19 protein-coding genes are annotated in these 26538 nt (G+C 70.4%); 9 read left to right on the top strand and 10 right to left on the bottom strand.

Going from position 1 to position 26538, the window contains the following annotated elements; translation table 11 throughout:
• Positions 1-65: 65 nt before the first annotated feature.
• The 3 genes from B5D60_RS13385 to B5D60_RS13375 are packed head-to-tail and all read left to right on the top strand — an operon-like array spanning position 66 to position 3225.
• Positions 66-1835 carry a flavin-containing monooxygenase gene (locus B5D60_RS13385; protein WP_078700624.1) on the top strand — a complete coding sequence of 590 codons (1770 nt, stop codon included), beginning with the start codon at positions 66-68 and terminating at the stop codon, positions 1833-1835.
• The gene (locus B5D60_RS13380; protein WP_078700623.1) at positions 1832-2818 is read left to right on the top strand and encodes an Ldh family oxidoreductase; all 987 of its coding nucleotides are present in this window, start codon (positions 1832-1834) and stop codon (positions 2816-2818) included. Before B5D60_RS13385 ends, B5D60_RS13380 begins: the two co-directional genes overlap by 4 nt.
• Positions 2815-3225, top strand: coding sequence for a carboxymuconolactone decarboxylase family protein (locus tag B5D60_RS13375; protein ID WP_197684323.1), 411 nt, complete (start codon positions 2815-2817; stop codon positions 3223-3225). Before B5D60_RS13380 ends, B5D60_RS13375 begins: the two co-directional genes overlap by 4 nt.
• Before the next feature lie 49 nt (positions 3226-3274).
• On the opposite strand, the gene B5D60_RS13370 is transcribed toward B5D60_RS13375, so the two are convergent.
• Genes B5D60_RS13370 through B5D60_RS13355 form a run of 4 tightly spaced genes read right to left on the bottom strand, consistent with a single transcriptional unit; the run spans position 3275 to position 8057 of the window.
• Positions 3275-5068, bottom strand: a complete 1794-nt coding sequence (locus B5D60_RS13370) for an acyl-CoA dehydrogenase (protein ID WP_078700622.1) — start codon at positions 5066-5068, stop codon at positions 3275-3277.
• A gap of 48 nt (positions 5069-5116) precedes the next feature.
• Entirely contained in the window at positions 5117-5821 is a 705-nt protein-coding gene (locus tag B5D60_RS13365) for a GTP pyrophosphokinase (RefSeq protein WP_078700621.1), read from the bottom strand.
• A 35-nt stretch (positions 5822-5856) separates the two neighbouring features.
• Positions 5857-6483 (bottom strand): TetR family transcriptional regulator, encoded by a 627-nt coding sequence (locus B5D60_RS13360; RefSeq protein ID WP_078700620.1) that lies wholly within the window; start codon positions 6481-6483, stop codon positions 5857-5859.
• Positions 6484-6524: 41 nt separating this feature from the next.
• On the bottom strand, positions 6525-8057 hold the full coding sequence (locus tag B5D60_RS13355) for an MFS transporter (RefSeq protein ID WP_078700619.1): 1533 nt from the start codon (positions 8055-8057) through the stop codon (positions 6525-6527).
• A gap of 222 nt (positions 8058-8279) precedes the next feature.
• Here B5D60_RS13355 and B5D60_RS13350 point away from each other — a divergent pair, with 222 nt between their 5' ends.
• The 4 genes from B5D60_RS13350 to B5D60_RS13325 all read left to right on the top strand — a co-directional run bounded on the left by B5D60_RS13350 (position 8280) and on the right by B5D60_RS13325 (position 12935).
• Positions 8280-9371, top strand: coding sequence for a ferredoxin reductase (locus tag B5D60_RS13350; RefSeq protein WP_197684322.1), 1092 nt, complete (start codon positions 8280-8282; stop codon positions 9369-9371).
• Between the two features lie 11 nt (positions 9372-9382).
• A complete protein-coding gene (locus B5D60_RS13345; RefSeq protein WP_078701436.1) occupies positions 9383-10660 on the top strand; it encodes a fatty acid desaturase family protein in 1278 nt (425 codons plus the stop codon).
• Between the two features lie 374 nt (positions 10661-11034).
• Positions 11035-12309 (top strand): DUF6801 domain-containing protein, encoded by a 1275-nt coding sequence (locus B5D60_RS16810; protein ID WP_153303021.1) that lies wholly within the window; start codon positions 11035-11037, stop codon positions 12307-12309.
• An 86-nt stretch (positions 12310-12395) separates the two neighbouring features.
• Positions 12396-12935 (top strand): hypothetical protein, encoded by a 540-nt coding sequence (locus B5D60_RS13325; RefSeq protein WP_153303020.1) that lies wholly within the window; start codon positions 12396-12398, stop codon positions 12933-12935.
• A gap of 355 nt (positions 12936-13290) precedes the next feature.
• Here B5D60_RS13325 and B5D60_RS13320 read toward each other — a convergent pair whose 3' ends face one another.
• Genes B5D60_RS13320 through B5D60_RS13310 form a run of 3 tightly spaced genes read right to left on the bottom strand, consistent with a single transcriptional unit; the run spans position 13291 to position 18466 of the window.
• Complete coding sequence (locus B5D60_RS13320) at positions 13291-14181, bottom strand: DUF3152 domain-containing protein (RefSeq protein WP_078700615.1); 891 nt, start codon at positions 14179-14181, stop codon at positions 13291-13293.
• A 50-nt stretch (positions 14182-14231) separates the two neighbouring features.
• Positions 14232-17123 (bottom strand): bifunctional [glutamine synthetase] adenylyltransferase/[glutamine synthetase]-adenylyl-L-tyrosine phosphorylase, encoded by a 2892-nt coding sequence (locus B5D60_RS13315; RefSeq protein ID WP_153303019.1) that lies wholly within the window; start codon positions 17121-17123, stop codon positions 14232-14234.
• Between the two features lie 5 nt (positions 17124-17128).
• The gene (locus B5D60_RS13310) at positions 17129-18466 is read right to left on the bottom strand and encodes a glutamine synthetase family protein (RefSeq protein ID WP_078700614.1); all 1338 of its coding nucleotides are present in this window, start codon (positions 18464-18466) and stop codon (positions 17129-17131) included.
• 91 nt (positions 18467-18557) lie between these two features.
• Between B5D60_RS13310 and B5D60_RS13305 the strand changes: the two genes are divergently transcribed.
• The gene (locus B5D60_RS13305; RefSeq protein ID WP_078700613.1) at positions 18558-20309 is read left to right on the top strand and encodes an NAD+ synthase; all 1752 of its coding nucleotides are present in this window, start codon (positions 18558-18560) and stop codon (positions 20307-20309) included.
• A gap of 7 nt (positions 20310-20316) precedes the next feature.
• Here the strand turns inward: B5D60_RS13305 and B5D60_RS13300 are convergent, their stop codons facing one another.
• A complete protein-coding gene (locus B5D60_RS13300) occupies positions 20317-22011 on the bottom strand; it encodes a hypothetical protein (protein WP_078700612.1) in 1695 nt (564 codons plus the stop codon).
• Between the two features lie 83 nt (positions 22012-22094).
• Between B5D60_RS13300 and panB the strand changes: the two genes are divergently transcribed.
• Positions 22095-22946 carry a 3-methyl-2-oxobutanoate hydroxymethyltransferase gene (gene panB, locus B5D60_RS13295; RefSeq protein WP_078700611.1) on the top strand — a complete coding sequence of 284 codons (852 nt, stop codon included), beginning with the start codon at positions 22095-22097 and terminating at the stop codon, positions 22944-22946.
• A gap of 114 nt (positions 22947-23060) precedes the next feature.
• Here panB and B5D60_RS13290 read toward each other — a convergent pair whose 3' ends face one another.
• Positions 23061-23900, bottom strand: a complete 840-nt coding sequence (locus tag B5D60_RS13290) for an aldo/keto reductase (RefSeq protein WP_078700610.1) — start codon at positions 23898-23900, stop codon at positions 23061-23063.
• Between the two features lie 96 nt (positions 23901-23996).
• Positions 23997-26483: a YncE family protein gene (locus B5D60_RS13285; protein WP_078700609.1), complete on the bottom strand. Its 2487-nt coding sequence runs from the start codon at positions 26481-26483 to the stop codon at positions 23997-23999.
• Between the last annotated feature and the right edge of the window lie 55 nt (positions 26484-26538).

Here is a 26538-nt window from a genome sequence, read left to right as displayed (position 1 = left end):
AGAGTGACTCCCGCCACAGGCACGCCTTTGCGTGATCGGCACCACACCGCAGCAACGGAGGTCGCATGTCCCAGTCATTTGCACCTGAGCAGCACGCCGTCGACACGTGGCTGGCGCAGTTCGCATCTGCGCTCGAGCGTGCCGACCACGCCGCCATCGCGTCCCTGTTCGCCGAGGACGCCGACTGGCGTGACATCGTCGCCTTCACCTGGGACTTCACCTCGGTGTACGGACCCGACGACATCGCCCGGCGCCTGCTGGAGACGAACACCGAGACCCGCGTGCGGGACCTCTCCCCCGACACGTCGCGCACCCCGACGTCGCGCGTCGTCCGGGCCGGCGAGGAGGTCATCGAGGGATTCCACCGGTTCGAGACCTCGGTGGGCCACGGCACCGGGATCGTCCGGCTCCGCGTGGACGCGGACGGTCGCGTTCTGGCCAAGACGCTGCTCACCACGCTCCAGGAGCTGGAGGGCTTCGAGGAGCGCCGCGGCGCCCGCCGGCCGCACGGCACCGCCTACTCGCGCACCTTCGGCGGGCAGAACTGGAAGGACCTGCGCAACGCGGAGCGCGAGTACGCCGACCGCGACCCCGAGGTCCTGATCGTCGGCGGCGGTCAGGCCGGCCTGTCCATGGCGGCCCGGCTGCGCACGATCGGCGTGGATGCGCTGGTCATCGACGGGCACGAGCGGATCGGCGACGTCTGGCGCAAGCGCTACCACTCCCTCACGCTCCACAACGAGGCGTGGGTCGCGAGCCTGCCGTTCCTGGAGTTCCCCGACACGTGGCCGACGTACATCCCCAAGGACAAGCTGGCCGACTGGTTCGAGTTCTACGCCGAGGCCATGGAGCTCAACACCTGGACGAGCACGCGCCTGGTGTCGGGAGCCTACGACGAGTCCGCCAGCCAGTGGACGGTCGAGCTCGACCGCGACGGGTCGAAGGTCGCGCTGCGACCGCGCCACGTGGTCATGTGCACCGGCAGCGTCAGCGGCAAGCCGAAGATGCCTCGCCTTCCAGGCCTCGAGGGCTTCACCGGCGAGGTGCTCCACTCGAGCCACTACTCCTCGGGCACCCAGTACGCGGGACGCAAGGCGCTCGTGATCGGCACGGGCACGAGCGGACACGACGTGGCGCAGGATCTCCACGCCCTCGGCTCCGAGGTCTCGATCGTCCAGCGCAACGCCACCACGGTGGTCAGCCTCGAGCCCAGCGGGGTCTCGGTCTACGCGCTCTACTCACAGGGCCTGCCCCTCGAGGACGCCGACCTCATCGCGGCCGGGAACTCCTTCCGGACCCTCATCGCGTCGAACCAGCTGCTGGCCCAGAAGATGCTCGCCGACGACGCCGAGCTGCTCGAGCGGCTGCACGCCGTGGGCTTCCGCACCGACATTGGCGAGGACCACACCGGGTTCCACCTGAAGTACAACCGGCGCGGCGGCGGCTACTACATCAACGTGGGGTGCTCCGACCTCATCGCCGACGGCGAGGTCGGCCTGCTCCAGCACGACGAGATCGAGCGGTTCACCCCTGAGGGTGTGCAGCTGCGCGACGGGACGGTCACGCCGCTCGACCTGGTCGTCATGGCCACGGGCTACAGCAACCAGCAGGAGGACGTCCGCCAGTTCTTCGGCGACGCGGTCGCCGACGCCGTCGGCCCCATCTGGGGCGTCGACGACCGCGGCGAGATGCGCAACATGTGGCGGCGCACGGCCCAGCCGGGCCTGTGGTTCCACGCCGGCAGCCTCGCGGCGTGCCGGATGAACTCCAAGTACCTGGCTGTCCAGATCAAGGCCGATCTCGAGAAGATCGCGCCGGCGAGGGAGAACGCATGAAGATTGACATCAAGGACGCGCACGAGCTCGTCCGGCAGGCCATGTCCCGGTTCGGGTACGACGACGAGCAGCAGACGATCATCGCCGACCACCTCATCGACTGCACCGTGCGCGGCTTCGACGTGGGCGGACTCCCCCGGGCCGCCACGCTGGTGGAGCGGCTGCGCAGGTCCGAGCCCTTCGGTCCGATCGTCGTCGAGCAGGAGACGGCGTCCAGCATCGCCCTCGACGGTGGCGACCAGCTCGGCTACATCGTGGCCAAGCAGCTGACCGAGACGCTGATCGAGAAGGCTCGCCACGTCCCCGTGGTGGCGGGTACGGCCCGGCGCACGTGGTGCACGGGCATGTTCACCTACTACCTGGAGATGGTGACCGCCGCGGGACTGGTCGGCTTCGTCGCCTCCAGCGGCGGCCCGACCGTCGCGCCGCACGGCGGGGCCGAGGGTCGCTTCGGCACCAACCCGGTGGCGTGGGGGTTCCCGACTCCCGGCCAGCCGATCATCTGGGACATCGGCACGTCGGCGGCGATGCTCGCCGACCTCTCGTTCGCGATCAAGACCGGCCAGGAGCTCGAGCCCGGCCTCGCCTTCGGGCCGGACGGCGCTCCCACCACCGATCCCGCGGCCGCCCTGGACGGCGGGGCCATCGCGCCCTGGGGCGGCCACAAGGGCTCGGGCCTGGCGATCAGCGCGCAGCTGCTCGGCATGATGTCGGGCGCCGAGGCCGACCCGCCGTGGCTGACGGACATGGGCTTCTTCATGGTCGTGATGGACCCGAACGCCTTCTCGGCCGACTTCTCCCAGCGCGCCGGCGACTACGGCGACTGGGTGCGCGCGACGAAGCCGGTCGATCCGCAGTCCCCGGTCCGCATGCCGTTCGATCGGTCGGTCGTCGCCCGTGACGCCACGCTGGCCGCCGGCGAGATCGAGGTGGCCGACGAGATCGTGGACCTCCTGCGCGACTTCGTGGGGTCGCCCGCGTGAGCGTGCTGTCGGACCTCGAGTCCTCCGACGACCCCACGGTCCGGCAGGGTCTCGCCACGCGGCGCGCCGTGCTCGGCGAGGCGTACGTGAGACGGACCCTGGAGCGCGAGGCGGGCCCGGGGGACGAGCAGCAGCACCTGCTCACGGGCCAGGTCTGGGGCACTCTGTGGAACCGCGAGGCGCTCGACCGACGGTCGCGAAGCCTCGTCACGATCGCCCTGCTCGTGGCCGGTGGCCACGGGGACGAGCTCGAGGCGCACGTCCTGGGGGGCTTGCGCAACGGGCTGACGGCCGAGGAGATCACCGAGGTCGCGATCCACTGCGGCGCCTACTGCGGCGCTCCCGTGGGCCTGGCGGGCATGCGGCGGGTCAAGGCCGCGCTCGCCCGGGCGGCAACGACCGCCTGACAGCGCGGGGCCGTCGTCCTCCCCTTCACGACGACCCCGCGCCCAGATCTCAGAGCGACGCGGGATCCAGGTCCAGCACGGTCCGGTCCAGCGACGCCAGCAGGTCGAACTGCGGGTCGACCTTCGGCAGCTCGAACGCGAAGAAGTACCGGGTCGCGGCGCGCTTGCCGTCGAAGAAGGCGTCCGAGCGGTCGCCCACCGCGAGCAGCTGCTCGAGCCAGATCCACGCGACCACGACGTGGCCCGCGGCCTCGAGGTAGACGGCGGAGTTCGCCAGCGCCAGCGCCGGGTCACCTCCGGCCCACAGCTGCGACGTGACCTCGACGAGACGGTCCACCCGCGCGTCCAGCTGCGCGGCGTAGGCGGCCGCCGGGCCGTCGACGGCGGCGGCGCGCGTGGTGGTCTCCTTGATGGCGCCGACGAGCGTGGCCAGCCCTGCTCCCCCACCGGCGATGACCTTGCGGCCCAGCAGGTCGAGGCTCTGGATGCCGTGCGTCCCCTCGTGGATCGGGTTGAGGCGGTTGTCGCGGTAGAACTGCTCCACCGCGTAGTCGCGGGTGTAGCCGTAGCCGCCGTGCACCTGGATGGCGAGGTCGTTCGCGGCCAGGCACCACTGGGACGGCCACGACTTGGCGATCGGGGTCAGCACCTCGAGCAGGTCGTGGGCCCGGGTCCTCGCGGCCTCGTCGCCGCCCGTGAGCTGCTCGTCGATGAGGCGCGAGCAGTACAGCAGCAGGCCGAGACCGCCCTCGACGTAGGACTTCTGCGCCAGCAGCATGCGCCGGACGTCGGCGTGCTGGGTCAGCGGCACCATCGGCGCGGACGGGTCCTTCGCGCCGGGCACGCGGCCCTGGGTGCGCGTGCGGGCGTACTCGAGGGCGTGCAGGTAGCCGGTGTAGCCGAGCGCCACCGCGCCCATCCCCACCGAGATCCGGGCCTCGTTCATCATGTGGAACATCTGGGCCAGGCCCTGGCCCTCCTCGCCCACGCGGTGGCCCACCGCGCCGGGGGCGCCGCCGGGCGTGGCGAGCCCCTCGCCGAAGTTCAGCAGCGTGTTCGTGGTGCCGCGCCAGCCCATCTTGTGGTTGAGGCCGACCAGCGCCACGTCGTTCCGCTCACCGATGACACCGTCCTCGACGAGGTACTTCGGCACGATGAACAGCGAGATCCCCTTGACGCCCGGGGGCGCTCCCTCGACCTTCGCCAGCACGAGGTGCACGATGTTCTCGGTCAGCTCGTGGTCGCCGCCGGAGATCCACATCTTCGTGCCGAACAGGCGGTAGGTGCCGTCATCCTGGCGCACGGCGCGCGTGGTGATGTCGCCGAGCGACGAGCCGGCCTGCGGCTCCGACAAGCACATCGTTCCGTACCAGCGGCCCTCGATCACGGGCACGGCGTAGTCGCGGACCTGCTCCGGCGAGCCGTGCTCGACCAGCAGGTTGGCGTTGCCGGTGGACAGGAACGGGTACGACGACGCCGCGGCGCTCGCCGCCTGGAAGAAGGCGAAGGCACCCTGGCTCACCACGAAGGGCAGCTGCATCCCGCCGAGCTCGGCGTCGAACACGCCCGCGGGCATCCCGGAGTCGCGGTACACGGCCAGCGCGGCGCTGAGCTCGGCCGGCAGGACGACCTTGCCGTCCTCCCCCACGACCGGCTCCTGCGTGTCGAGCAGCCGGTTGATCGGCGCGAAGCGCTCGGTGGCGATCGTCTCGGACAGGTCGAGGACGGCGTCGAAGGTCTCCTTCGAGTGCTCTTCGTACCGCTCGCGCTGGGCGAGATCGGCGGCACGGAGCCAGTCGAACAGAAGGAAATCGACGTCCCGACGGGACAGGACCACGGACATGGAGAACTCCTGACTAAGCGCTTGCTTAGTCACTCTAGCCGATGCCCGTCAGCTCAGGGAACGGATCTCCTCGCGCAAGCGGCCCATCTGGTCGTCGAGGTCGGCGGCGGTGCCGGCCACCTCGGTGAGCTTGGCGCTCAGGTGCTCGGGCACGTGCATGCCGTACTTGTAGTAGATCTGGTGCTCGACGCTGGCCCAGAAGTCCATCGCGATCGTGCGGATCTGCACCTCGACCGGCACATGCACCGTGCGGTCGGAGAGAAACACCGGCAGCTGGAGGATCAGGTGCAGGCTGCGGTAGCCGTTGGGCTTGGGCTCGGCGATGTAGTCCTTGGTCTCCAGCACCGTCAGGTCCTGCTGCTGCGTGAGCATCCGCGCGAAGCGGTACGTGTCCTCGACGAACACGCACGACACCCGGATGCCGGCGATGTCGCGGATCCGCTCGCGGACCGTGGGCAGGTCACGGGGGCAGCCGGTGCGGTCCACCTTGGCCACGAGGCTCTCGAGCGACTTCAGCCGCGACTTCACGTGCTCGATCGGGCTGTACTCGTGGGCCAGCTCGAACTCCTCGCGCAGGATCGAGATCTTCGTCTCGATCTCGTCGAGGGCGAACTTGTACTCCATCAGGAAGCCCGACATCTGCTGCTGGGCCTCGCGCAGGCGTCGACGGAACTCCACCGGTCCGTGCGGGGTCCCGGCCAGCTGGCGCAGGACCCCGAGGTCCAGGGACTCGGACGCCTCGGAACTCGTCATGCCTCCATCGTGCCCGGACGCCGGTGACGTCCCGCTCAACTGCGCCAGTCCTTGAAGCCGAGCACGATGAGGCGCATCTGCCGCCGCGCGCCCTCGCGGATCTTCTCCTCGAGGTCGGGACGCCCGGCCGGCATCTCGACGACCTCCTCCGCGTTCGCGACCATGTTGCGGACGAAGAGGCGCGACACCATCTGGACGTCGTCGGCGCTCCAGGTCTCGATGTTGGGCAGGCGGGCCAGCACCACCGCGAGCTCGGAGACGAACAGGTCGAGCTCGTGGCCGATGGCCCGGCGCACGGCCTCGGACCCCCCGACGCGCTCGCGCGCCACGAAGGCGAAGTCGGCCTTGTTCTCCTTCACCGCGTCGATCAGGATCTGCGCGGCCGCGTCGATGATCTGCAGGAAGACCTCGGGATCGCGCGAGGCGTCGCGGATCATCGTGCGCAGGGTCCCGAAGCAGCGCTCGACGAGGGCCAGGCCGAGCTCGTCCATGGACGCGAAGTGCCGGTAGAACGCCGCCGGGACCACACCCGCGCGCTTGGCCACCTGTCGCAGGCTGGTCTGGGCGAAGCCCTGCTCGCTGCTCAGCTCGAGCGCGGCGTCGAGCAACGCCCCACGCGTGCGCTCCTTCTGGAGCTGACGCGCGTTGACGGCCTCGGACACGCGCCCAGCCTAGAGGCACCGCCTCGCGGGCCGGATCTCGCTCAGTCCACCGGCGTGCGGTCGCGCCGCTGCCAGAGGAACCACACGACCACGGTGGCGACGAGGCTGATCGCTCCCGTGACCACCATCGCGTCGCCCACGCCGGCGGAGAAGGCGGACATGGCCGCATCCGTGACCTGCGCGCGGGTCTGCTCCGGGAGCGTGGCCAGGGCGTCGGCGAACGACGAGGAGTTCACCAGCGCGGCGCGGAGGTCGTCGATGGTCCCCGGCTCCACCCCGGACGCGGCCGCGGCGTCGGTCCACTCGCCGACACTGAGCCCCCGGCCGAGAGCACTCAGCAGGGCGACCCCGATCGCCCCGCCGACCATGCTCGACATCTTGAAGACGCCGGCGGCCGTCCCGGCGAGGTGGGACGGCACGTTGCCGACGGCGGTGTTCGAGATCGGGGTGGAGAGCAGACCGAGCCCGAGGCCCACCACGACGAGCCCGATCGCCATCAGCCACAGCGAGGAGTCGCTCGACGTCGTCCCGAGCACGAGCAGTCCGGCGCTCATCACGACCAGGCCGATCAGCACGGGTCGCCGCGACCCGAAGCGGGCGTCCATCCGGCCGCCCAGGGGTATGCAGCAGAAGATCCCCACCGTCGACGGGAGCATGAGCAGGCCGGCCTCCACGGCGCTGAAGCCCCGGACGTTCTGCAGCCACAGCACCAGCAGGTAGCTCAGTCCGGCGAACGCGAGGTTCATCGTGAGGTTCGCGACGAGCGCACCGTCGAAGTCGCGCAGCCGGAAGAGCCGCAGGTCGACCAGTGGCGCCTTCGCGTTCACCTCGATCACGCACCACAGGAGGGCCAGCGCGACGGCGCCGACGAACATCGCGATCACGATCGGTGAGTCCCAGCCGGCAGCCGGGCCGTCGGTGAGCGCGTAGAGCAGCGCGAACACGGCGAGCGCGATCGTGACGACGCCCGGCCAGTCGGAGCGACGCGACGCGCCCTCGTCCCGGGACTCGGGGGTGTACCGCAGCACGAGGAGCGCGGACAGCGCGGCGACGGGCAGGTTGATCCAGAAGAGCCACCTCCAGTCGAGGCCGTCGGTGATCGCGCCGCCGACGGCCGGCCCGACCGCCTGCCCGCCCCACGCCACGGCCTGCCAGACGCCGAACGCCGTCAGCAGCTCCCGCCCGGAGAACTGTGGCGGGATCAGCGCGAGCGTGGCGGGCAGGATGAGGGCCGCGCCGACTCCCATGAGCGCGCGCCCCGCGATCAGCGTGGGCACGTCGGGAGCCACGGCGCCGACGACCGAGAAGGCGCCGAACAGCACGATGCCGAGGACGAGCATCCGCCGGCGTCCGAGGACGTCGCCGAACCGGCCCGCGGCGATCACCAGCGCTCCCGTGACGAGGCTGAACGCGTTGTTCGCCCATTGCAGCGCGCCGAGGTCCGCGTCGAGGTCGTCGGCGATCGTGGGGATCGCGACCCCGAGATCGGCGAACGCGAGCCAGACCATCCCCGCCGCGGCGCAGCTCCCGACGAGGGAGATCCATCGAGTCGCGTGCCCGGCCCGGCTGTCCATGGTCGAGATCCTGCCCGGGCAAGCGTCGCACCGGGCTCATCCCTCACGGGTGAACGGCGTCACCCGTCGCCGCCGGACGGACGGACTCGGTGAACACGTGTTCCACGCCACGGCACGTCGTGTTGACCCACCCCGGCCTCACCTGCCATCCTTGGGTGAACACATGTTCACTGATTCGGGTGAACACCGCCCCGCTCGCCGCGCCGCTTCGACAGGAGTCCCATGGGACTGATCCGCAAGGCCCTGGCCTCACCGGTCGTCACCAAGGTGACGTCTCCTCACCATCCTGACGAGTACCTGACGCTGCTGCACCCCATGCTCACCGTGAAGGCCGTCCGTGGCCGCGTCGTCGACGTCATTCGCGAGACCGGCGCCGCCAGCACCGTGGTACTGCGTCCCAACGGCGCCTGGTCCGGCTTCACCCCGGGCCAGCACGTGGAGTTCGGCGTCGAGGTCGAGGGCACCCGCCGGGTCCGCGTCTTCAGCGTCTCGAGCTCGGCGGAGCGCAAGGACGGCCTGTTCAGCGTCTCGGTCAAGGCCCACCCCGACGGCTACGTCTCCCAGTTCCTCCACGCCGGCAGCCTGCGCCCCGGCACGGTCGTGTACCTCTCCCCCGCGGCGGGCGAGTTCGTCCTGCCGAAGCACGTGCCCGAGCACATCGCGCTGATCAGCGGCGGCTCCGGCATCACCCCCGTCATGAGCATGCTGCGCACCCTGGCCGACCGCGGCCACCAGGGCCGCGTCACCTTCCTGCACTACGCGCGCTCGCGCGACGACGAGATGTTCTCGATCGAGCTCGACGCGATGGCCGAGCTGCCGTTCGTCGACCTGGTCCGCGTCTACACGCGCGACCCCGAGCCCGACGCGAGGCTGAACGGCCGCATCACGCTCGACCACCTGCGCGGAGTCGGGCTCGACCCGGCCACCACCCCCACGTGGGTGTGCGGACCGGCAGGCCTCATCGCCACGGTCACCGAGCTCTACACCGACCTCGGCGCCCGCGAGCAGCTCACGGCCGAGTACTTCAAGGTGCCGTCGGTCGACCTCGATGCCGAGGACGCCACTGGCGCCGTCTCGTTCGACGCCAGTGGCGTCGACGCCCCGAACTCCGGCGCCACGATCCTCGAGCAGGCCGAGGCAGCCGGACTGTCCCCCGAGTACGGATGCCGCATGGGTGTGTGCAACACCTGCGCGGTCAAGAAGCTCCACGGCGCGGTGCGCCATGTCATCAGCGGTGAGGTCAGTGCCGACACCGACGAAACGATCAAGGTCTGCGTCAACGTCCCGGTGGGCGATGTCGCGGTGGATCTGTGAAGGAGAAGAACATGTCCCTCTTCCAGCGCACGAAGCACGCGCCGATCGAGCCGCTCAGCGCGTCGGCCCACAACCAGGCGCCCGTCCCCCTCGTCGACGCCTATGACCCGAACCGCAAGTCCACGGTCGGCCTCGACCTCATGACGTACGAGCAGCTCGAGGAGTTCGGGCAGGAGCTCGACGCCGTGCGCCAGCGCGTGCTCGACAACCTCGGTCAGGAGGACGCCGACTACATCCGTCGCGTCATCCGCGTGCAGAAGTGGTTCGAGGTGCTGGGCCGCATCGGCATCTTCCTGCCGATCTTCCCGCCCGCCTTCATCGCCGGCGTCATCCTGCTCTCCCTCTCGAAGATCATCGAGAACATGGAGATCGGGCACAACGTCATGCACGGTCAGTACGACTGGATGAACGACCCGATGATCGACGGCAAGCGCTACGAGTGGGACAACGTGGCCCCCGCGCAGGACTGGAAGCACGGCCACAACTTCATCCACCACACGTACACGAACATCCACGGCATGGACCGCGACATCGGCTACGGCCTGCTGCGGATCGACGATGGCCAGCCGTGGTACCCGAACCACCGGTTCAACCTCCCGCTCGCGTTCCTGCTCATGCTCTTCTTCGAGTGGGGCGTGATGTACCACGGCATCGAGCTCGACGAGTACCTCGGCGGCAAGATGAGCAAGGAGGAGTTCATCGCGCGCAAGAAGCGCGCCTACGTCAAGGTCCGGCGTCAGCTCTTCAAGGACTACGTCGTCTACCCCGTCATCGCCTGCGCCGCGATCCCGTTCGTCGGCTGGTGGGCGCCCCTGGCGGTGCTCGCGGCCAACTTCACGGCCAACCTGGTCCGCAACATCTGGACCTTCCTGGTCATCTTCTGCGGTCACTTCCCGGCCGATGTCGAGACGTTCGACGAGGAGGACGCCCAGAACGAGACCCGCGGCCAGTGGTACCTGCGCCAGCTGCTGGGCTCGGCGAACATCTCCGGGTCCAAGCCCTTCCACGTGATGACGGGCAACCTCAGCCACCAGATCGAGCACCACCTGTTCCCCGACATCCCGGCGCGGCGCTACCGCGAGGTCAAGGTCGACGTGCAGCGGCTCGTCGAGAAGTACGGCCTGCGGTACAACGAGGGCCGGCTGTCCAAGCAGCTCATGAGCGTGGCGCGCCAACTGGCGGTCTACTCCAAGAAGCCGTCGGACCCGTACAAGGTGGGCAAGTCCCCCGAGTCGAAGGCCCTGCGCCGGGCCAAGCGCGAGGCGAAGCAGGCCGCCCAGGCCGCCTGACGCCTCCCTGACCCGCTCGCAAAGCGCACCGAATCGCTGATTCGGTGCGCTTTGCCGTGTCTGCGACAAGGAGTTTCACCCGTCGTTCCAGGGGCCAAACAGGTTGTGTGACGAATGTTACCGAAGTGATCACTGACTTTGTAACCACTAGTTGCACTTTCGTTTTCGTGGCCCTAGGTTGTGTGTTGTCTGTCACAGCCGGCTCTCACGAGGGCACCTCTCGCGCTCTCGACGCGTCGGCTCAACTCCCAAAGAAGGACACCCTTGTGAAGAAGATGACGAAGACCGGAAAGGTCCTGGCGACAGGGGCAGCTGCAGCCCTCAGTGCCGGGGCCATCAGTGTGATTGGAGCCGCCAGCGCGAGCGCTGCGGACGTGACGTTGGAGAAGAACTTCCTCTACAAGTGTGAGGTCGTCGCCGGCGGACTGAACCTCGGCATCCAGGACATCGGCGTCCTCGCGTCGACCAGCGTCCCGGACACCGTGACCCCGGGTCAGGTGATTCCCGAGACCCCCGTGAACATCACCCTCACCATGCCGGAGCTGCTGCGCCAGTCCACCGCGCTGCTGCTCGGTGGCCGCGAGGCGTCGGGTGCGTCCACCAACTCCGCCGTCACCCTGACCACGGGCGGGCAGACCACCACGATCGCCATCCCGAACCTCGGCGCGCCCCGCACGCCGATCCCGCAGGTGGCCAACGAGCCGTGGCTCATCCCCGCCACCGGCACCGTCCCGCCGATCACGACCCCCGACTACGCGGTCGACTCGGTCGTCATCGGCATGCCGGCCGCGTTCAACATCACGGCGACGATCTTCAAGGCCGACAACTCCACCATCCCGTCGACCCTGGCCTGCAACGGCCCTGCCGACCTGGCACTGGGCTCGATCGGCGTGACGGAGCCCACGACGGAGCCGACCACGGAGCCCACGACGGAGCCGACCACGGAGCCGACCACGGAGCCGACCACGGAGCCGACCACGGAGCCGACCACGGAGCCGACCACGGAGCCCACGACGGAGCCGACCACGGAGCCGACCACGGAGCCGACCACGGAGCCGACCACGGAGCCCACCACGGAGCCCACCACGGAGCCCACCACGGAGCCCACGACGGAGCCGACCACGACTCCGACCCAGGATCCGGTCATCAAGGTGCCGTTCAAGCTCAAGGGCAGCACGACCATCAAGGCCGGCAACGGCACGGCCCCGCTGAACGGCAAGGTCGCGGCTGACTTCAACCTCGCCACGGGCCAGTTCGTCGCCGATCTGACGCTGGACAAGACCAAGGCGAGCCTGAAGGCTCTCGGCTTCCTCCCGGTCGACGCGGATCTCGCGTTCACCTCGGTGGGCAAGACCAACGGTGGCATCAACCTCGCCACCGGCCAGCTGACCGCCGACTCGAAGGTGAACATCCAGATCACCTCGATCAAGTCGTTCGGCCTGAAGCTCGGCGGCGGCACGAAGTGCCAGACGTCCAAGCCGTCCGACATCCGCCTGGCGTCCAACGGCCGCTTCGACCCGCTCGCGGGCGGTACGGTCACCAGCACGTACTCGATCGCGAAGCTGCAGGGCTGTGGCCCGCTGAACGACATCCTGTCGCTCTTCGCCTCGGGTTCGGGCAACAAGCTGACCGCGACGCTCGCTCCGTGAGCTGCGTGATCATCAACTGAACACCGGGGAGGGTCCTGCCGCAGCCGCGGTGGGGCCCTCCCTCGTTCCGATCGGGAAGGCAACACATGAACAGGACCATCCGGGTGGCGCTCGCCGGTGCGGCGATGGGACTCGTGCTGGGCGGCTGCACCGGCTCCAGCGACGAGCCGGAGGCGACGGCGACTCCCCAGGAGAAGTGGGCCCAGTCGCTGTGCAAGGCGCTCGAGCCGACCACCGCACCCGTCGAGCCGCCCGCCACCGACGGCAGCGCGGCGGAGTCGAAGGAGGCCATCGTGACGTTCCTGCGCACGCTGCGCGACCGACTCGAAGCGCAGGCCCAGGTGCTGCAGGAGGCCGGGACTCCCCCGGAGGTCGACGCGGCCGCCTACGACCAGGCGAAGAAGTCGCTCGACACGGGCGCCCAGACGATCCAGGGCGTCATCAAGAACCTCAAGGCGGCCAGCACGGCCGACGCCGACCAGATGCAGGCGACCCTGCTGCAGGTCAGCGAGTCGCTCGCCGAGTCGTCCAGCTACGAAGGACCGCTCGCCGAGCTGAGCGCCAGCGACGAGGGGCTGAAGCAGGCGTTCGAGAAGGACGAGACCTGCGCGTCGATCATGAGCTGATCGACACGTGCCTCGTGCCCCGGTGCCTCAGCGGTACCGGGGCACGGGCACGGCTCCGGACAGGCCGAGACCGAAGCCGCGACGGATGAAGGACCATCCGCCGGCAGCATCGACAGTTAGTCCCCCCGTCAGCCTTCTCCGTCTTCCAGTAGTAGAACCCCGCCCCAGCGAGCGCCAGCAGTCCTAGCGCCATCCCCGCCGGCGCCTCACCCATTGCGGAGATCACCAGCAGGACAATCCCGACGACAAGCAGTGCGAGGTAATTCGCCTTGTCGGAGCGTCGTTGAGCCATGCGCTGAGGCTACGCGCAGCGGTGCAGCGTCGAAGCGAATTCGCACTAGTGCAACGTGTTGCCTCAGCGGTACCGGGGCACGTTGCGCTCCGAGGGCTTCGGCCACGGGTTGAAGGTGCACCCGTTGCGGCCCTTCGACTGCTGCATCATGACGGGGGCCTTCTGGCCCTTGCCGCCGCAGGACTTGTGGTGCCAGCCGAGCCAGTGGCCGGTCTCGTGGTTGACGACCATGTGGCGGTAGCCCCGCAGGGTGGTGCCCTTCGCGGCGTTCCAGGCCGGCGAGGCGTGCTTCCAGCGCTCCTGGTTGATGATCACGTGGCGGCCCACGCGGCAGCTCCACGTGGACGAGCAGACGCTCGAGTACGTGGGCACGCGCGAGGCCTGGGCCAGCACGATCGTCATCGAGCCGCCTGACTTCACGCGCTTGAACTTGATGCCGGCGGCACGCCACCCCCGCGGGTCGTCGAGGATCTCGGCGACCTGGCGCTTGAACGTCTTCACACTCGTGGTCATCGAGCCGTTGGTGGCGATCGAGTACTTCACCGTGCGGCGCACGTCGCGCACGTGCTTGACCTTGCGCCACGGCGAGCGGTGCGTGAGGGTGCGGTAGCCCGGCTTGCTGACGGTGACCCGGACGCGCACCGTGTGGCCGACGTCCCGAACGCCGAGCTCGTACTTCCAGCGGGTGGCGCCCTTGATCGGCTTGCCGTCGCGCAGCCACTGGGTGCGGACCTGCAGACCGCCGACGGAGTAGCGGCCCACCGAGCGGGTGAGCGTCTTGCCGAACCGATGGGTGCCCTTCACCTTCGGGCCCTCGCGCACGACGATCTGCTGGGGTGCCGGCTGCGACGTCGGTGCCACGGCCGGCGCGACCGGAGTGGGACCCGCGGCCGTCGCCGGAGCCGCCGAGAGCAGCCCGGCGGCCAGGACGAGGGGAAGCAGTCGCGAGAGCATGCCTTCAGGCTAACCCGCGCCCACTCGCCGTCCCGCACCGAGATTCGGGGTCACTCGTAGAAGACGCGCTCCACCACTTGGCGGGCCCGACGCGTGATCCGCATGTAGTCGTTGACCATCTCCTCGGTGTGGTCCTGCCCGATGCCCAGGAGGTGCGCGAGGCCGATGCGGTCGGCGGTGGTCTCGACCATCGACTCGGCGGGCTTGGCACGCCACAGCACCACGCCGTTGCGGATGCGGGTCACGAAGCGCCAGGACTCGATGAGGGCCTGGGTGTCCTCGGCCGAGAGGATGTCGGCGTCGGCGGCCGCCTCCAGGGCGTCGATCGTGCGGGTGGTGCGCAGCGCCGGCACCCGGTGGGCGTGCTGCATCTGCAGCAGCTGGATGGTCCACTCGACGTCGGCCAGTCCCCCGCGCCCCAGCTTGAGGTGCGTGTTCGGGTTGGCACCGCGAGGCAGCCGCTCGGAGTCCACCCGAGCCTTGATCCGCCGGATGTCGCGCTCCTGCGAGGCCGACAGACCGCCCTCGGGATAGCGCAGCGGGTCGATCAGCTCTGTGAACCGCCGGCACAGCTCGGGATCGCCCACGGCGGCCTCGGCGCGCAACAGCGCCTGCGCCTCCCACGTGTCCGACCACTTGGCGTAGTACGCCGCATAGGCGTCGAAGGAGCGGACGAGCGGACCGTTCTTGCCCTCGGGGCGCAGTCCGGCGTCGATCTCCAGCGCGGGATCGGCGCCCGCGGCACCCAGCATCTGGCGGATGAGCTGGGCGATCCACAGGGCGCACGCCTTCGCCTCGTCGCCGTCCGCGCCCTCGACCGGGTCGTGCACGAACATCACGTCGGCGTCGGAGCCGTACCCCGCCTCGTGGCCGCCGAGCCGTCCCATCAGGACGATGGCGTTCCGCGTGGGCAGCGGCTTGTCATGGTCCTGGGACCAGGCCGCCTCCGCCGTGGCCAGCGTGGCGGAGATCGTGGCCGTGTTGATCGCCGTCAGCGCCTCGCCGACCTCGGTGACGTCGAGCCGGCCCAGCACGTCGGACATCGCGACACGCGACAGCTCGCGGCGCCGGATCCGCCGCACCGCACGCACGGCACCGTCGGGGATCTGGTGCCGCTTGGCCGCGATCGTCATCTCGGTGTCGAGCCGGTCGAGGTCGCGCGGCACCAGCGCCTCGTCGTCGCCGAGCAGCGCCACGGCGTCGGGCGCGCGCCGGATCAGGTCGGTGACGTACGTGCTGGAGGCGAGCATGTGCGCGAACTGCTGGGCCCCGCTGCCCTCGTCGCGGAGCTTGCGCAGGTACCAGGGCGAGTCGCCGAGCTCCTCGGAGATCTGGCGGAAGGCGAGCAGCGCCGCATCGGGCTGCGGGGACTCGGCGAACCACGACAGCATCGCCGGCAGCAGCGAGCGGTGGATGGCGGCCCGTCGCGTGACGCCCGAGGTGAGGGCGCCGATGTGGGCCATCGCGCCCTTCGGGTCGCTGTAGCCCAGCGCCGCGAGCCGGTCCTGCGCCGCCTCGGTGCTGAGCCGCAGCCGGTCCTCCGGGAGGGACGCCACGGCCTCGAGCAGCGGCCGGTAGAAGATCTTCTCGTGCAGGCGGCTGACGATCCGCCGGTGCGCCTGCCACTCCTTGACCAGGTTGTCGGCCGGATTCGTGGTGAAGCCCATGCTGCGGCCGATCCGCCGGAGATCGTCGACGTCCTCGGGCACCAGGTGGGTGCGGCGCAGCCGGAACAGCTGCATCCGGTGCTCGAGGGCACGCAGGAACTCGTAGGCCTCCTCCAGCGCGGAGCCGTCGCGGCGTCCGACGTAGCCGCGGTCGGTGAGCGCTCGCAGGGCCTCGAGGGTGTTGGGGCTGCGGATCTGCTCGTCGACCCGGCCGTGCACGAGCTGCAGCAGCTGGACGGCGAACTCGACGTCGCGCAGGCCGCCGCTGCCGAGCTTCAGCTGGCGATCGCGGTGGGCCGCGGGGATGTTCTCGATGACGCGCCGGCGCATCCGGCGGACCTCGGGCACGAAGTCGTCGCGCTCGGCCGCCTTCCAGACCATCGGCTGGAGCGCCTCGAGGTACGCCTCGCCCAGCTCGCGGTCGCCGGCGGCGTACCGGGCCTTGAGCAGCGCCTGGAACTCCCACGTGACGGCCCACCGGTCGTAGTAGGCGATGTGGCTGCCCAGGGTGCGGCTCAGCGGGCCGTGCCTGCCCTCGGGACGCAGGTTCGGGTCGACCTCCCAGATCGTGCCCTCGGCGGTGTGGTCGCCGCAGATCCGGATGATCGCGCTCGCCATCCGCGTGGCGGCGGCCGCGGCGCGCTGCTCGTCGGCGCCCTCGACCGGCTCGTGCACGAAGATGACGTCCACGTCGCTCACGTAGTTCAGCTCGTGTCCGCCGGTCTTGCCCATCGCGATGACGGCCACGCGGACGAGCTCGGAGTCGTCCTCCTCGTCGCCGGCGATCCGCAGGGCGGCGTCGAGCGTGGCGACCGCGAGGTCGGACAGCTCGGCTGACGACTGCTTGAACGTGGTGTGGGCGTTGAGGTCGCGCGCGGCGATCGCGGCCAGCTCGCGGTGGTAGCGCACGCGCAGCGCGTCGGGGTCGGTCACGTCGGCGAGCCACTCGCGGTACTCCGGCTCGGTGGCGGGCCGCTCCAGCAGGCGCTCCCCCACCAGGTCGAGGACGTACTCCGGGTGACGTCGCCAGAACTCGCCGATCGCACGGCTGGTGCCCAGCACGATCATCGCGCGCTGCCGCAGCACGGGGTCGTCCTCCAGCGCGGCCATCAGCCGCGGCCCCTCGTCGGTCTCCGCGAGCGCCACGAGCGACGCGAGCGCGCCGTCGGGATCGGCGACCGCGGCGATCTGGTCGACGAACTCGGGCGAGACGGAGCCGAGCCGAGCGAGGTTCGCGGTGGCGGTCTCCGGGTCCGAGAAGCGGGTGCGGGTCACGGGAGCTACAGGACCGGCATCAGTCGGTCGATCTCGAACTGCGTGACCTGCGAGCGGTAGTCCTGCCACTCCGCGCGCTTGTTGCGCAGGAAGAAGTCGAAGACGTGCTCGCCCAGCGTCTCGGCGACGAGCTCGCTGTTCTCCATCGTGCGGATCGCCTCGTCGAGGTTGCGCGGGAGCGGAGCGATGCCCATCGCACGACGCTCGTTCTCGCTGAGCGACCAGACGTCGTCCTCGGCCTCGGGCGGCAGCTCGTAGCTGTTCTCGATGCCCTTGAGCCCGGCGGCGAGGATCAGCGCGTACGCGAGGTAGGGGTTGCACGCCGAGTCGAGGGCGCGCAGCTCGACGCGCGCCGAGCCGGACTTGTGCGGCTTGTACATCGGCACCCGCACGAGCGCGGAGCGATTGTTGTGGCCCCAGCACACGTAGTTCGGTGCCTCGCCGCCCCACGCGAGACGCTTGTAGGAGTTGACCCACTGGTTGGTGACGGCGGTGATCTCGGGCGTGTGCTCGAGGACGCCGGCGATGAACGCGCGGCCCGTCTTGCTCAGCTGGTACTCGGCGCCGGCCTCGTAGAAGACGTTCTCGTCGCCCTCGAACAGCGACACGTGCGTGTGCATGCCGGAGCCGGGGTGGTCGGTGAACGGCTTGGGCATGAAGGAGGCCCACTTGCCCTGGCTCAGCGCGACCTCGCGCACGATCGTGCGGAACGTCATGATGTTGTCGGCCATCGACAGCGCGTCGGCGTAGCGCAGGTCGATCTCCTGCTGGCCCGGGCCGCCCTCGTGGTGGCTGAACTCCACCGAGATGCCCATCGCCTCGAGCATCGTGATGACCTCGCGGCGGAAGTCCTGGCTGGCGCCCTGGGCCGTGTGGTCGAAGTACCCGCTGTCGTCCACCGCGACCGGGCGGGTGCCCGGCTCGGGCTTGCTCTTGAAGACGAAGAACTCGATCTCGGGGTGCGTGTAGAACGTGAAGCCGGCGTCGGCCGCCTTCGCCAGCGCACGCTTGAGCACGTAGCGCGGATCGGCGTAGGACGGGCTGCCGTCGGGCATCGCGATGTCGCAGAACATGCGCGCCGTGGCGGGGGTCTCGCCACGCCACGGGAGGATCTGGAACGTGGACGGGTCCGGCTTGGCCAGCATGTCGGCCTCGTGCACGCGGGCGAAGCCCTCGATGGCGGAGCCGTCGAAGCCGATGCCCTCCTCGAACGCACCCTCGAGCTCGGTCGGGGCGATGGCCACCGACTTCAGCGAGCCGAGCACGTCGGTGAACCACAGCCGGACGAAGCGGACGTCCCGCTCCTCGATCGCGCGTAGGACGAAGTCCTCCTGCTTACCCATGCGGTCAGTGTAGGGCCGCGCTCGGGCGACCCGCGCGCGGCCGTTTGCCGCCGCCCGGCTGCACCCCACGACACGCCCTAGGCTGGGAACCGTGCCGCAACTTCGCCTCGCCCTCGCTCAGATCAACGCCGTCGTCGGAGACGTCGACGGCAACCTCGAGCTCGTCCTGCAGCAGGCGCGCGACGCCCATGCCGCCGGGGCGCACGTGCTGGTCACGCCCGAGATGGTGCTGACCGGCTACCCGATCGAGGACCTCGCCTACCGGCGGTCCTTCATCGAGCGCTCGCAGGCGGCCGTGACGTCGCTGGCCGAGCGCCTCGCGCAGGAGGGCCTGGGCGACCTCGTCGTCATCGTGGGACACCTCGATCGTGCGACCGACGTGGCCGACCGCCTCGGCGTGCCCAAGAACGCGCCGGTCAACGCGGCCTCGGTGATCACCGGTGGCGAGGTCGTCACCCGCTACGACAAGCACCACCTGCCCAACTACGGCGTCTTCGACGAGTTCCGCCACTTCGTCGCCGGCGACCGCACCCAGATCATCCAGGTCCACGGCGTCGACATCGCGATCGCGATCTGCGAGGACATCTGGCAGGAAGGCCCCTCCAGGGCCGCAAAGTCCGCCGAGGCCGGCCTGCTCGTCGTGCTCAACGGCTCGCCCTACGAGGCGGCCAAGGACGACGAGCGCCTCGAGCTGTGCGCGCGCCGCGCGGTCGAGGGCGAGTGTGCGCTGGCCTACGCCAACCTCGTCGGCGGCCAGGACGAGCTCGTCTTCGACGGTGACTCGCTCGTGGTCGACGCCCGCGGCGAGGTCGTGGCCCGCGCGAGGCAGTTCGAGCCCGAGCTGCTGATCGCCGATCTCGACCTGCAGGCCGCCACGGCGCAGATGCCCGAGCCCGGCACGCGGTTCGAGGGCCTGCTGGTCGAGCGGACGGTCCTCAGCAGCGACCCGCTGTCCGCGTACGAGCCCGTCAACGGCAGCATCGCGGAGCGGTGGGACGACCTCGGCGAGCGCTGGCAGGCCATCGTGCTGGGCCTGCGCGACTACGTCGACAAGAACGGGTTCCCGTCGGTGCTGCTGGGCATGTCCGGCGGGATCGACTCCACCTTGGTCGCGGCGCTCGCGGTGGACGCCCTCGGCGCCGACCGCGTCTTCGGCGTCTCGAACCCCAGCGCGTGGTCCAGCGAGCACTCGCGCTCCGACGCCGCCGACCAGGCCGAGCGCACCGGGCTCGACCTGCGCACCATCGCCATCGCGCCGATCTTCGACTCGTACCAGGACGCGCTGCACCTCGAGGGCATCGCCGAGGAGAACCTGCAGGCCCGCATCCGCGCCGTGATCTGGATGGGCCTGTCGAACGCCGAGAACCACCTCGTCCTCGCCTGCGGCAACAAGTCCGAGCTGGCCACCGGCTACTCGACGATCTACGGCGATGCCGTCGGCGGCTACGCGCCGATCAAGGACGTGCCGAAGACGATCGTGTGGGAGCTCGCGAAGTGGCGCAACGCGTGGGCCGAGTCGCAGGGCGAGACGCCGCCGATCCCCCCGAACACGATCTCCAAGGAGCCGTCGGCCGAGCTGCGCCCCGGCCAGCGCGACTCCGACAGCCTCCCGCCGTACCCCGTGCTCGACGGCATCCTGGACGCCTACGTCGAGCGTGACCTCGGGTCGGCCGACGTCGTCGCCGAGGGCTTCGACCCCGAGCTGGTCGAGAAGGTCATCACCTTGGTCGACCGGGCGGAGTACAAGCGTCGTCAGTACCCGCCGGGCCCGAAGGTCAGCAAGCGCAACTTCGGTCGCGACCGTCGCGTGCCGATCACGAACCGCTGGCGCGAGAGCCTCTAGACGCCGCTCAGTCGCCGCGCACCGACAGGAGCACGCGGATCTCGCCGCCGTCCTCGTCGGTCAGCAGCGGGAAGGTGAGGGTCTCGTCGACCGGCTCCGCGGGCTCCTCCCACGAAGCCCCTCCGGCGCGCTCCTCGAGCCGCACCACCACGCGGGTCCCCTCGATGTCCCGGGGGCGGCGGTGGTCGTCATCGGCCGACTTGGGCCACCACGACTCGTAGTACACGGGGCGGCCCTCGACCACGAGCCGGTGCGACACCGCGGGTCCGACACTCCCCCACGCCGTGAAGCCGACGCCCTCGACCTCGACGGGCAGGTCGGCGTACGGGGCCTCGCTCAGGGCGGGGACGACCTCGTCGACCACGAGCCGCGCCTGCTCGGCGTTGACCTCGTTGCCCGCCTCGACGAACGTGCGGACCGAGGCCGAGCCCGCGAGGGTGCCGAGGATCGGCAGCAGCACGGCCGCCGCCGCGGCCGCGACGGTGAAGCCACGGATCCGGTCGGCGCCGGCACCGCGACGCTCGAGCCGCAGGCGGACCCGGTGGAACCCCCACAGCGCGAGGGCGGCGGTGAAGAAGACCGGCCCGGCCATCGTGAAGTCGAGGTAGACGATCCGCAGGTCGCCGCCGGTGCGGGTGCCGGCCCAGAAGGTGGCGGCCACCGCGAACAGCCCGACCACCACCGCGCTGGTGGCGATGTCGACGTCGCGGTCGATGCGCCGCCGGCGGCGCCGGTCGCGGGAACGCCAGGCCACGGCGACCACGCCGAGGACCAACAGGCCGACCGCCGGGTACGTCAGCTGCCCACCGTCGCGCCAGTGGCGCACCCACGGGAACACCATGTGGGTGACGTGGATCCAGGAGTCGGCGACGGAGGTGTCCTGGGTCTTCTCCGCGGTGGTGAGGGCGGCGATCTCACCGACGTTGTTCGGCGAGTACGTGAGGGCCTCGACGATCGGGCCGAGCCAGCAGACGAAGGCAACCAGGAGCGTGCGCCCGACCTCGCCGGGCCTGCTGCGGAACCCGCGCCACCAGCGGCGGATCGTCAGGAGGAGCATCCAGACGCCCAGGAGTCCGACGATCGGGGTGACGCCGAGGTGGGCCTGTCCCGTCCAGCTGACGCAGATCATGAACAACGGCCACAGGCCGCGGTGCCCCAGCAGCATCCGCCACGCCACGGCGAGGCTGGCGAGCAGCCCGAAGACGGTGGGCCACGGGTTCCAGGGCAGCACGAGCACCGACCCGAACAGCCCGTAGAGCGTGATCGTCGCGCCGGCCATCGCGAGCAGTCCGGGACGGCCCGCCGCGCGGTAGCCCGACCACAGCGACACCCCGACGAACGCCGCCGTCACGAGCGCGCAGCCGAGCAGCAGCCCCCACACGTGCCAGCCGGACAGCAGGTAGGGCAGCCCGATCACGTAGAACTCGAGCGGCCCGGGGTGATAGGCGTAGACGCCCTCGACGGTCTGGTCGCTGGTCGAGCGCATGCCCACGAGGGGCCAGTGGCCCGACCAGGCGTCGTGGGCGCGAATGGCGATCATCGCGTCGTCGCCCTGGGGCAGCCAGCCCTCACCGAGCCGCGCGAAGTACCAGACGACGATCGGGACGAGCAGCAGGGCGAAGACCGTCCAGAACCACCGGTGCTCGCGCAGGGCGAGCCGTCGGCCGATCCGCGTGGGGATCGAGGCGGGCGAGGTCGACACGGGTTCCTTGCAGCAACGGGTTCGAGGTCCCGAGCAGTCTACGGGTCCGGAGCGGCTCCCCGCCGGGGACTAGCCTGTGCTGCATGACTGAAGAGCCCGCACCGTACGGTTCCCGTCCCACCGCCTCCCCCGACGTGCGCAAGGTCCGTACGCACCACCTGGCGAAGTGGAAGTCCGAAGGTCACCGGTGGGCGATGCTCACCAGCTACGACCAGTACACCGCCCAGCTCTTCGACGAGGCGGGCGTCCCGGTGCTGCTCGTGGGCGACTCGGCCGCGAACAACGTCTACGGCTACGAGTCCTCGCTGCCCGTCACGGTCGACGAGATGCTCGTGCTGGTCAAGGCGGTCACGCGATCGGTCCAGCGCTCGCTCGTCGTCGCCGACCTGCCGTTCGGGTCCTACCAGCGCTCGCCCGAGCAGGCCTACGACACGAGCGTCCGCTTCATGAAGGAGGGCCTCGCGCACGCCGTCAAGCTCGAGGGCGGCGCCGAGATGGCGCCCCAGATCCGCAAGCTCACCGAGGGCGGCATCCCCGTGATGGCGCACATCGGCTTCACGCCGCAGTCCGAGCACAACCTCGGCGGCTACCGCGTGCAGGGCCGCGGCGACGCGAGCCAGAAGCTGGTCGACGACGCCCTGGCGGTCCAGGAGGCCGGCGCTTTCGCCGTCGTCATGGAGATGGTCCCCGCCCCCGTCGCCACCGAGGTGACCTCGAAGCTGCAGATCCCCACGGTCGGCATCGGCGCCGGCGCCGGCTGCGACGCACAGGTGCTCGTCTGGCAGGACATGCTGGGCCTGCGCTCGGGCCGGGCGCCGCGCTTCGTCAAGAAGTACGCCGACCTGCGCAGCGTGATCTCCGGCGCCGTCGACCAGTTCCAGAGCGAGGTCGCCGACGGATCGTTCCCCGCGGCCGAGCACTCCTTCGAGAGCTGAGCCGGGACCGCTCGGGCACGCGGAGAGGCGCACCGTGCGGGGTTTCCCACCGCTATGCGGGGGAAACTTCCCCCGCATAGCGGTGGTTTCCCCTGTTAACAGGGGAAACTTCGGTCAGTCCTTCGGGATCCAGCTCATCGTGTCCGGGTCGGGACCGATGCGGCGCCCGGCGTCGAGGGCGGAGATCGCGCCCATGTCGGCAGGCGAGAGCTCGAAGTCGAAGACGTCGAAGTTCTGCTTGAGCCGTTCCACGGACGAGGCCTTCGGGAAGACGATGTCGCCGCGCTGCAGGTGCCAGCGCAGCACCACCTGCGAGACGCTCCGGCCGGTGGTGCCCGCGATGGCCTGCAACGCGGGGTCGTCGAACACCTGACCCTGCGCGAGGGGCGACCAGGCCTCGGTCGCGACGCCGAGCTCGACGTTCACCGCGCGCAGGTCGTCCTGGGTGAAGTAGGGGTGGATCTCGACCTGGTTGACCGCCGGGACGACCGTGCCCTCCTGCACGACGCGGCGCAGGTGCGACGGCTGGAAGTTGGAGACGCCGATCGCGCGCGCCTTGCCGGCGGCGTAGACCTCCTCCATCGCCCGCCAGGTGTCGACGAAGTCGATGTCGGTCGTCGGGAGCGGCCAGTGGATGAGGAAGAGGTCGACCCGGTCGAGCTGGAGCTTCTCCAGCGACTCGTCGAGGGAGCCGGCGACCACGGCGGGATCGTGCCGGTTGTTGTTGAGCTTCGTGGTGACGAAGACCTCGTCGCGGGCCAGGCCGGAGGCGGCGATCGCCGCACCGACGCCGGCCTCGTTGCCGTACATCTGGGCCGTGTCGATGTGGCGATAGCCGAGATCGAGAGCCTCGGTCACCCGGTCCTGGGCCGACTCGGGCGGGACCTGCCAGGTGCCATAGCCGAACTGCGGGATCTGGACGCCGTTGTTGAGCGTGAGCGTGGGAACCGTCATGTCGTCGACGCTACGGGCTGCGGCCACACGTCGCACACCCGAGACGGACGGGGCGGGGCGTGCCGGTCCCCCCGGGCCGGCACGCCCCGCGTCAGGTCACTTCCGCTTGACCTTGACCGCCTTCGCGGCGCGGGTCACGGAGGCGTAGCCCGCCTTGCTCCCGGTGACCTTGACGGTCACCTTCTTGCCGCGGTGCTTCTTCTGCAGGACGAAGGAGGACTTCGTCGCGCCCTTGACCGCCTTGCCACCGACGTACCAGCGGTAGCGGACCGTCGTGCCCGCGGTCCACGTGCCGCGCTTGACCACGAGCCGCTTGCCGGCCTTCGGCGTTCCGGAGATCCGCGGCTTCCCGGCGCGCAGGACCCCGGCACGCACGGTGACCGCGGACGACTGCTTCGTGACCGCGGCGTACGGCGCCTTGGCGCCGGTGACCCGCACCGACAGCGCGCGGCCACGGTCGGCGGCCGTCGGCGTGTAGGTGCGACCGGTCGCCTTCGCGATCGGCTTCCCGGCGCGCAGCCACTGGTGGGTGAGGCGGGCGCCCGTGGCCCACGACGCGGTGGTCGCGGTCAGGGTCGTGCCCACCCGCGCCGTGCCGGTGACCTTCACGGTGCCGGCCTGCAGCGCCTTCGGGGTCAGCTTGACGACCTGGTTCTCGGCGGCCTTGTCGACCGCGAAGACCGAGCCCTTGCCGTCCGTCGCGATGTGGTTGGTGCGCTGGAGGTCGAGGTTGGCCACCACGCGGTACGAGTCGTCCACGACCGAGACGGTCACGCCGCCGAAGTTGGCGAGGTACGTCAGACCGTTCACGGCGTCGTGCTGGACGTTGAGCGCACCGGCACCCGTGGGCACGTCGGCGAGCTGCTTGCCGGTGCGTGCGTCGACGACCAGCAGGTTGTCGGCGCCCTGGCTGGCCACGAAGAGGCGCTGCGTCTTCGGGTCGTAGTCGACACCCGACGCGCTGGCCGAGTCGCTGAGGCCGAGGTCGATCGTCCGCACCTCGTGCGCGGCACCCGCGACGTCGATCGCGTAGGCCTTCGGCGCCGAGATGTCGACGGTGTAGAGGCTGCCCTTCTTCTCGTCGAGCGCGAGGCTCATCGGGACGCCGGGGATCTCGATACGGTCGACGACCTCGAGGGTCTCGGTGTCGAAGACGACGATGTGGTTCGTCGTCCGCGAGCGCAGCGCCTCGCTGACGTAGGCGCGGCCGCGCGTCTCGTCGACGACGACGTCTCGCGAGTGCGAGGCGGTGCCGCGGGGGAACTGCTTGACGAGCGAGAGGTCGTCCTGGTCGTAGACGGCGACGGCGTCCTGGCGGGTGTTGGTGACCCACACGGTGCCGTTGCTGTCGTCGACGCCGACGCCGTAGGCGGCCCACAGGGCGCCGGGCGTCTCCTCGGCCGGGACGGTCGAGGCCTTGACGGCGAGCGTCTTCGGATCGAGCTTGTAGAGCGTGGACGTGGCGAGCACGCTGGCCGAGGTGGCGAAGAGCGCGTCGCTCGCGGCGCTGAAGTCGCTCTGGTAGAGGCCCTGCTGGATGGCGCCGGGCGCGGTCTCGACCCGGTCGAAGGCCTCCGTGCCGAACACGGTGGCGCTGGGCGAGATCTTGGCCGACAGCGTGTAGGTCGCGGCGGGGCCCGCCTGGGTGATGACGACCGGCTGGGTGCCCAGGCCCGCGTCCGCGGGGATGGAGTAGGCGATCGTCACCGCGCCGGCGGCGTCGGCCGTCGCCGGCAGCGCGAAGTCGACGTCGCCGAACTCGATCGCGGGCACGGTGGCGCCCGACGGCAGGTTGGAGAGCGTGAGGGTGCCCTCGGATCCGGCCGAGAGGGTGCTGAACGCCGCCGCGGGCGGAACGGTCACGTCCTTGGCGATGTCGGCAGCGCCGGCGGCGGCGCGCTCGATCACGAGCTCGTGCGGACCGGCGCGCAGCGTCCCCGGCGCGAAGACCAGGCGTGCTCCGGCGACCGATCCGTCGGCCGCTGCCGCGACCGTGGGCGTGGTGGCGCCGCTCGCGCCCCACGGCTTGGCCGACCCGTCGACGCGGGCGCCGAGGGCCTCTCCCGGCTCGAAGCCGTTACCGGCGACCGTGATCGTCACGGTGCCCGCCGGGACACCGCGGCCACCGGTGCTGACGGTCGCCGTGACCTCCGCACCCTGCGGCAGCTCGTCCACGACCGTGAAGGACTGCGTGTGCTTCGAGACGACCGGGTTCGAGCCCAGGAAGCGCAGCCAGTGCTCGCCGAGCGCGACATCGCCGGGCAGGTCGAGGGTTCCGTCGAACGTGCCGTCCGACTCGACCTGCACCGTGGCGAGGACGTCGCCGGCGTCGTCGAGCTTGACCGAGACGGTCTGCCACGCCGGTGCGCCCCCGGAGGTGCCGGCGGTGAAGCCGCTTCCCTCGAACGCGACCTCGGCGCCGGGCTCGGTGGTCAGCGGGGAGGTGATCGTGACGGCTCCGTCGCCGGTGTCGGGACGGGGTTCTGCGGCGTGCGCGGGCGCGGACAGACCGGCGACCGCGCAGGCGGTCACGAGTCCGGCGACGATCGTGCGCAGGCCGCCGCGGCGTGATGCTCGCGACATGGCTGTGATGCTCACTGGGGCTCCTTCAGGGCTGGCAATCAGGTTAGGCTTGCCT

It is taken from the genome of Aeromicrobium choanae, assembly GCF_900167475.1.
Taxonomy (GTDB): Bacteria; Actinomycetota; Actinomycetes; order Propionibacteriales; family Nocardioidaceae; genus Aeromicrobium; species Aeromicrobium choanae.
The sequence above is the reverse complement of the archived record's forward strand: the minus strand, read 5'-3'. Positions and strand labels throughout refer to the sequence as shown.

Coding starts and splice junctions, on each gene's coding strand:
- B5D60_RS13385 (WP_078700624.1), top strand. CDS start 66: ATGTCCCAGTCATTTGCACCTGAGCAGCACGCCGTCGACACGTGGCTG.
- B5D60_RS13380 (WP_078700623.1), top strand. CDS start 1,832: ATGAAGATTGACATCAAGGACGCGCACGAGCTCGTCCGGCAGGCCATG.
- B5D60_RS13370 (WP_078700622.1), bottom strand. CDS start 5,068: ATGTCCGTGGTCCTGTCCCGTCGGGACGTCGATTTCCTTCTGTTCGAC.
- B5D60_RS13365 (WP_078700621.1), bottom strand. CDS start 5,821: ATGACGAGTTCCGAGGCGTCCGAGTCCCTGGACCTCGGGGTCCTGCGC.
- B5D60_RS13355 (WP_078700619.1), bottom strand. CDS start 8,057: ATGGACAGCCGGGCCGGGCACGCGACTCGATGGATCTCCCTCGTCGGG.
- B5D60_RS13350 (WP_197684322.1), top strand. CDS start 8,280: ATGGGACTGATCCGCAAGGCCCTGGCCTCACCGGTCGTCACCAAGGTG.
- B5D60_RS13345 (WP_078701436.1), top strand. CDS start 9,383: ATGTCCCTCTTCCAGCGCACGAAGCACGCGCCGATCGAGCCGCTCAGC.
- B5D60_RS13325 (WP_153303020.1), top strand. CDS start 12,396: ATGAACAGGACCATCCGGGTGGCGCTCGCCGGTGCGGCGATGGGACTC.
- B5D60_RS13320 (WP_078700615.1), bottom strand. CDS start 14,181: ATGCTCTCGCGACTGCTTCCCCTCGTCCTGGCCGCCGGGCTGCTCTCG.
- B5D60_RS13310 (WP_078700614.1), bottom strand. CDS start 18,466: ATGGGTAAGCAGGAGGACTTCGTCCTACGCGCGATCGAGGAGCGGGAC.
- panB (WP_078700611.1), top strand. CDS start 22,095: ATGACTGAAGAGCCCGCACCGTACGGTTCCCGTCCCACCGCCTCCCCC.
- B5D60_RS13290 (WP_078700610.1), bottom strand. CDS start 23,900: ATGACGGTTCCCACGCTCACGCTCAACAACGGCGTCCAGATCCCGCAG.
- B5D60_RS13285 (WP_078700609.1), bottom strand. CDS start 26,483: ATGTCGCGAGCATCACGCCGCGGCGGCCTGCGCACGATCGTCGCCGGA.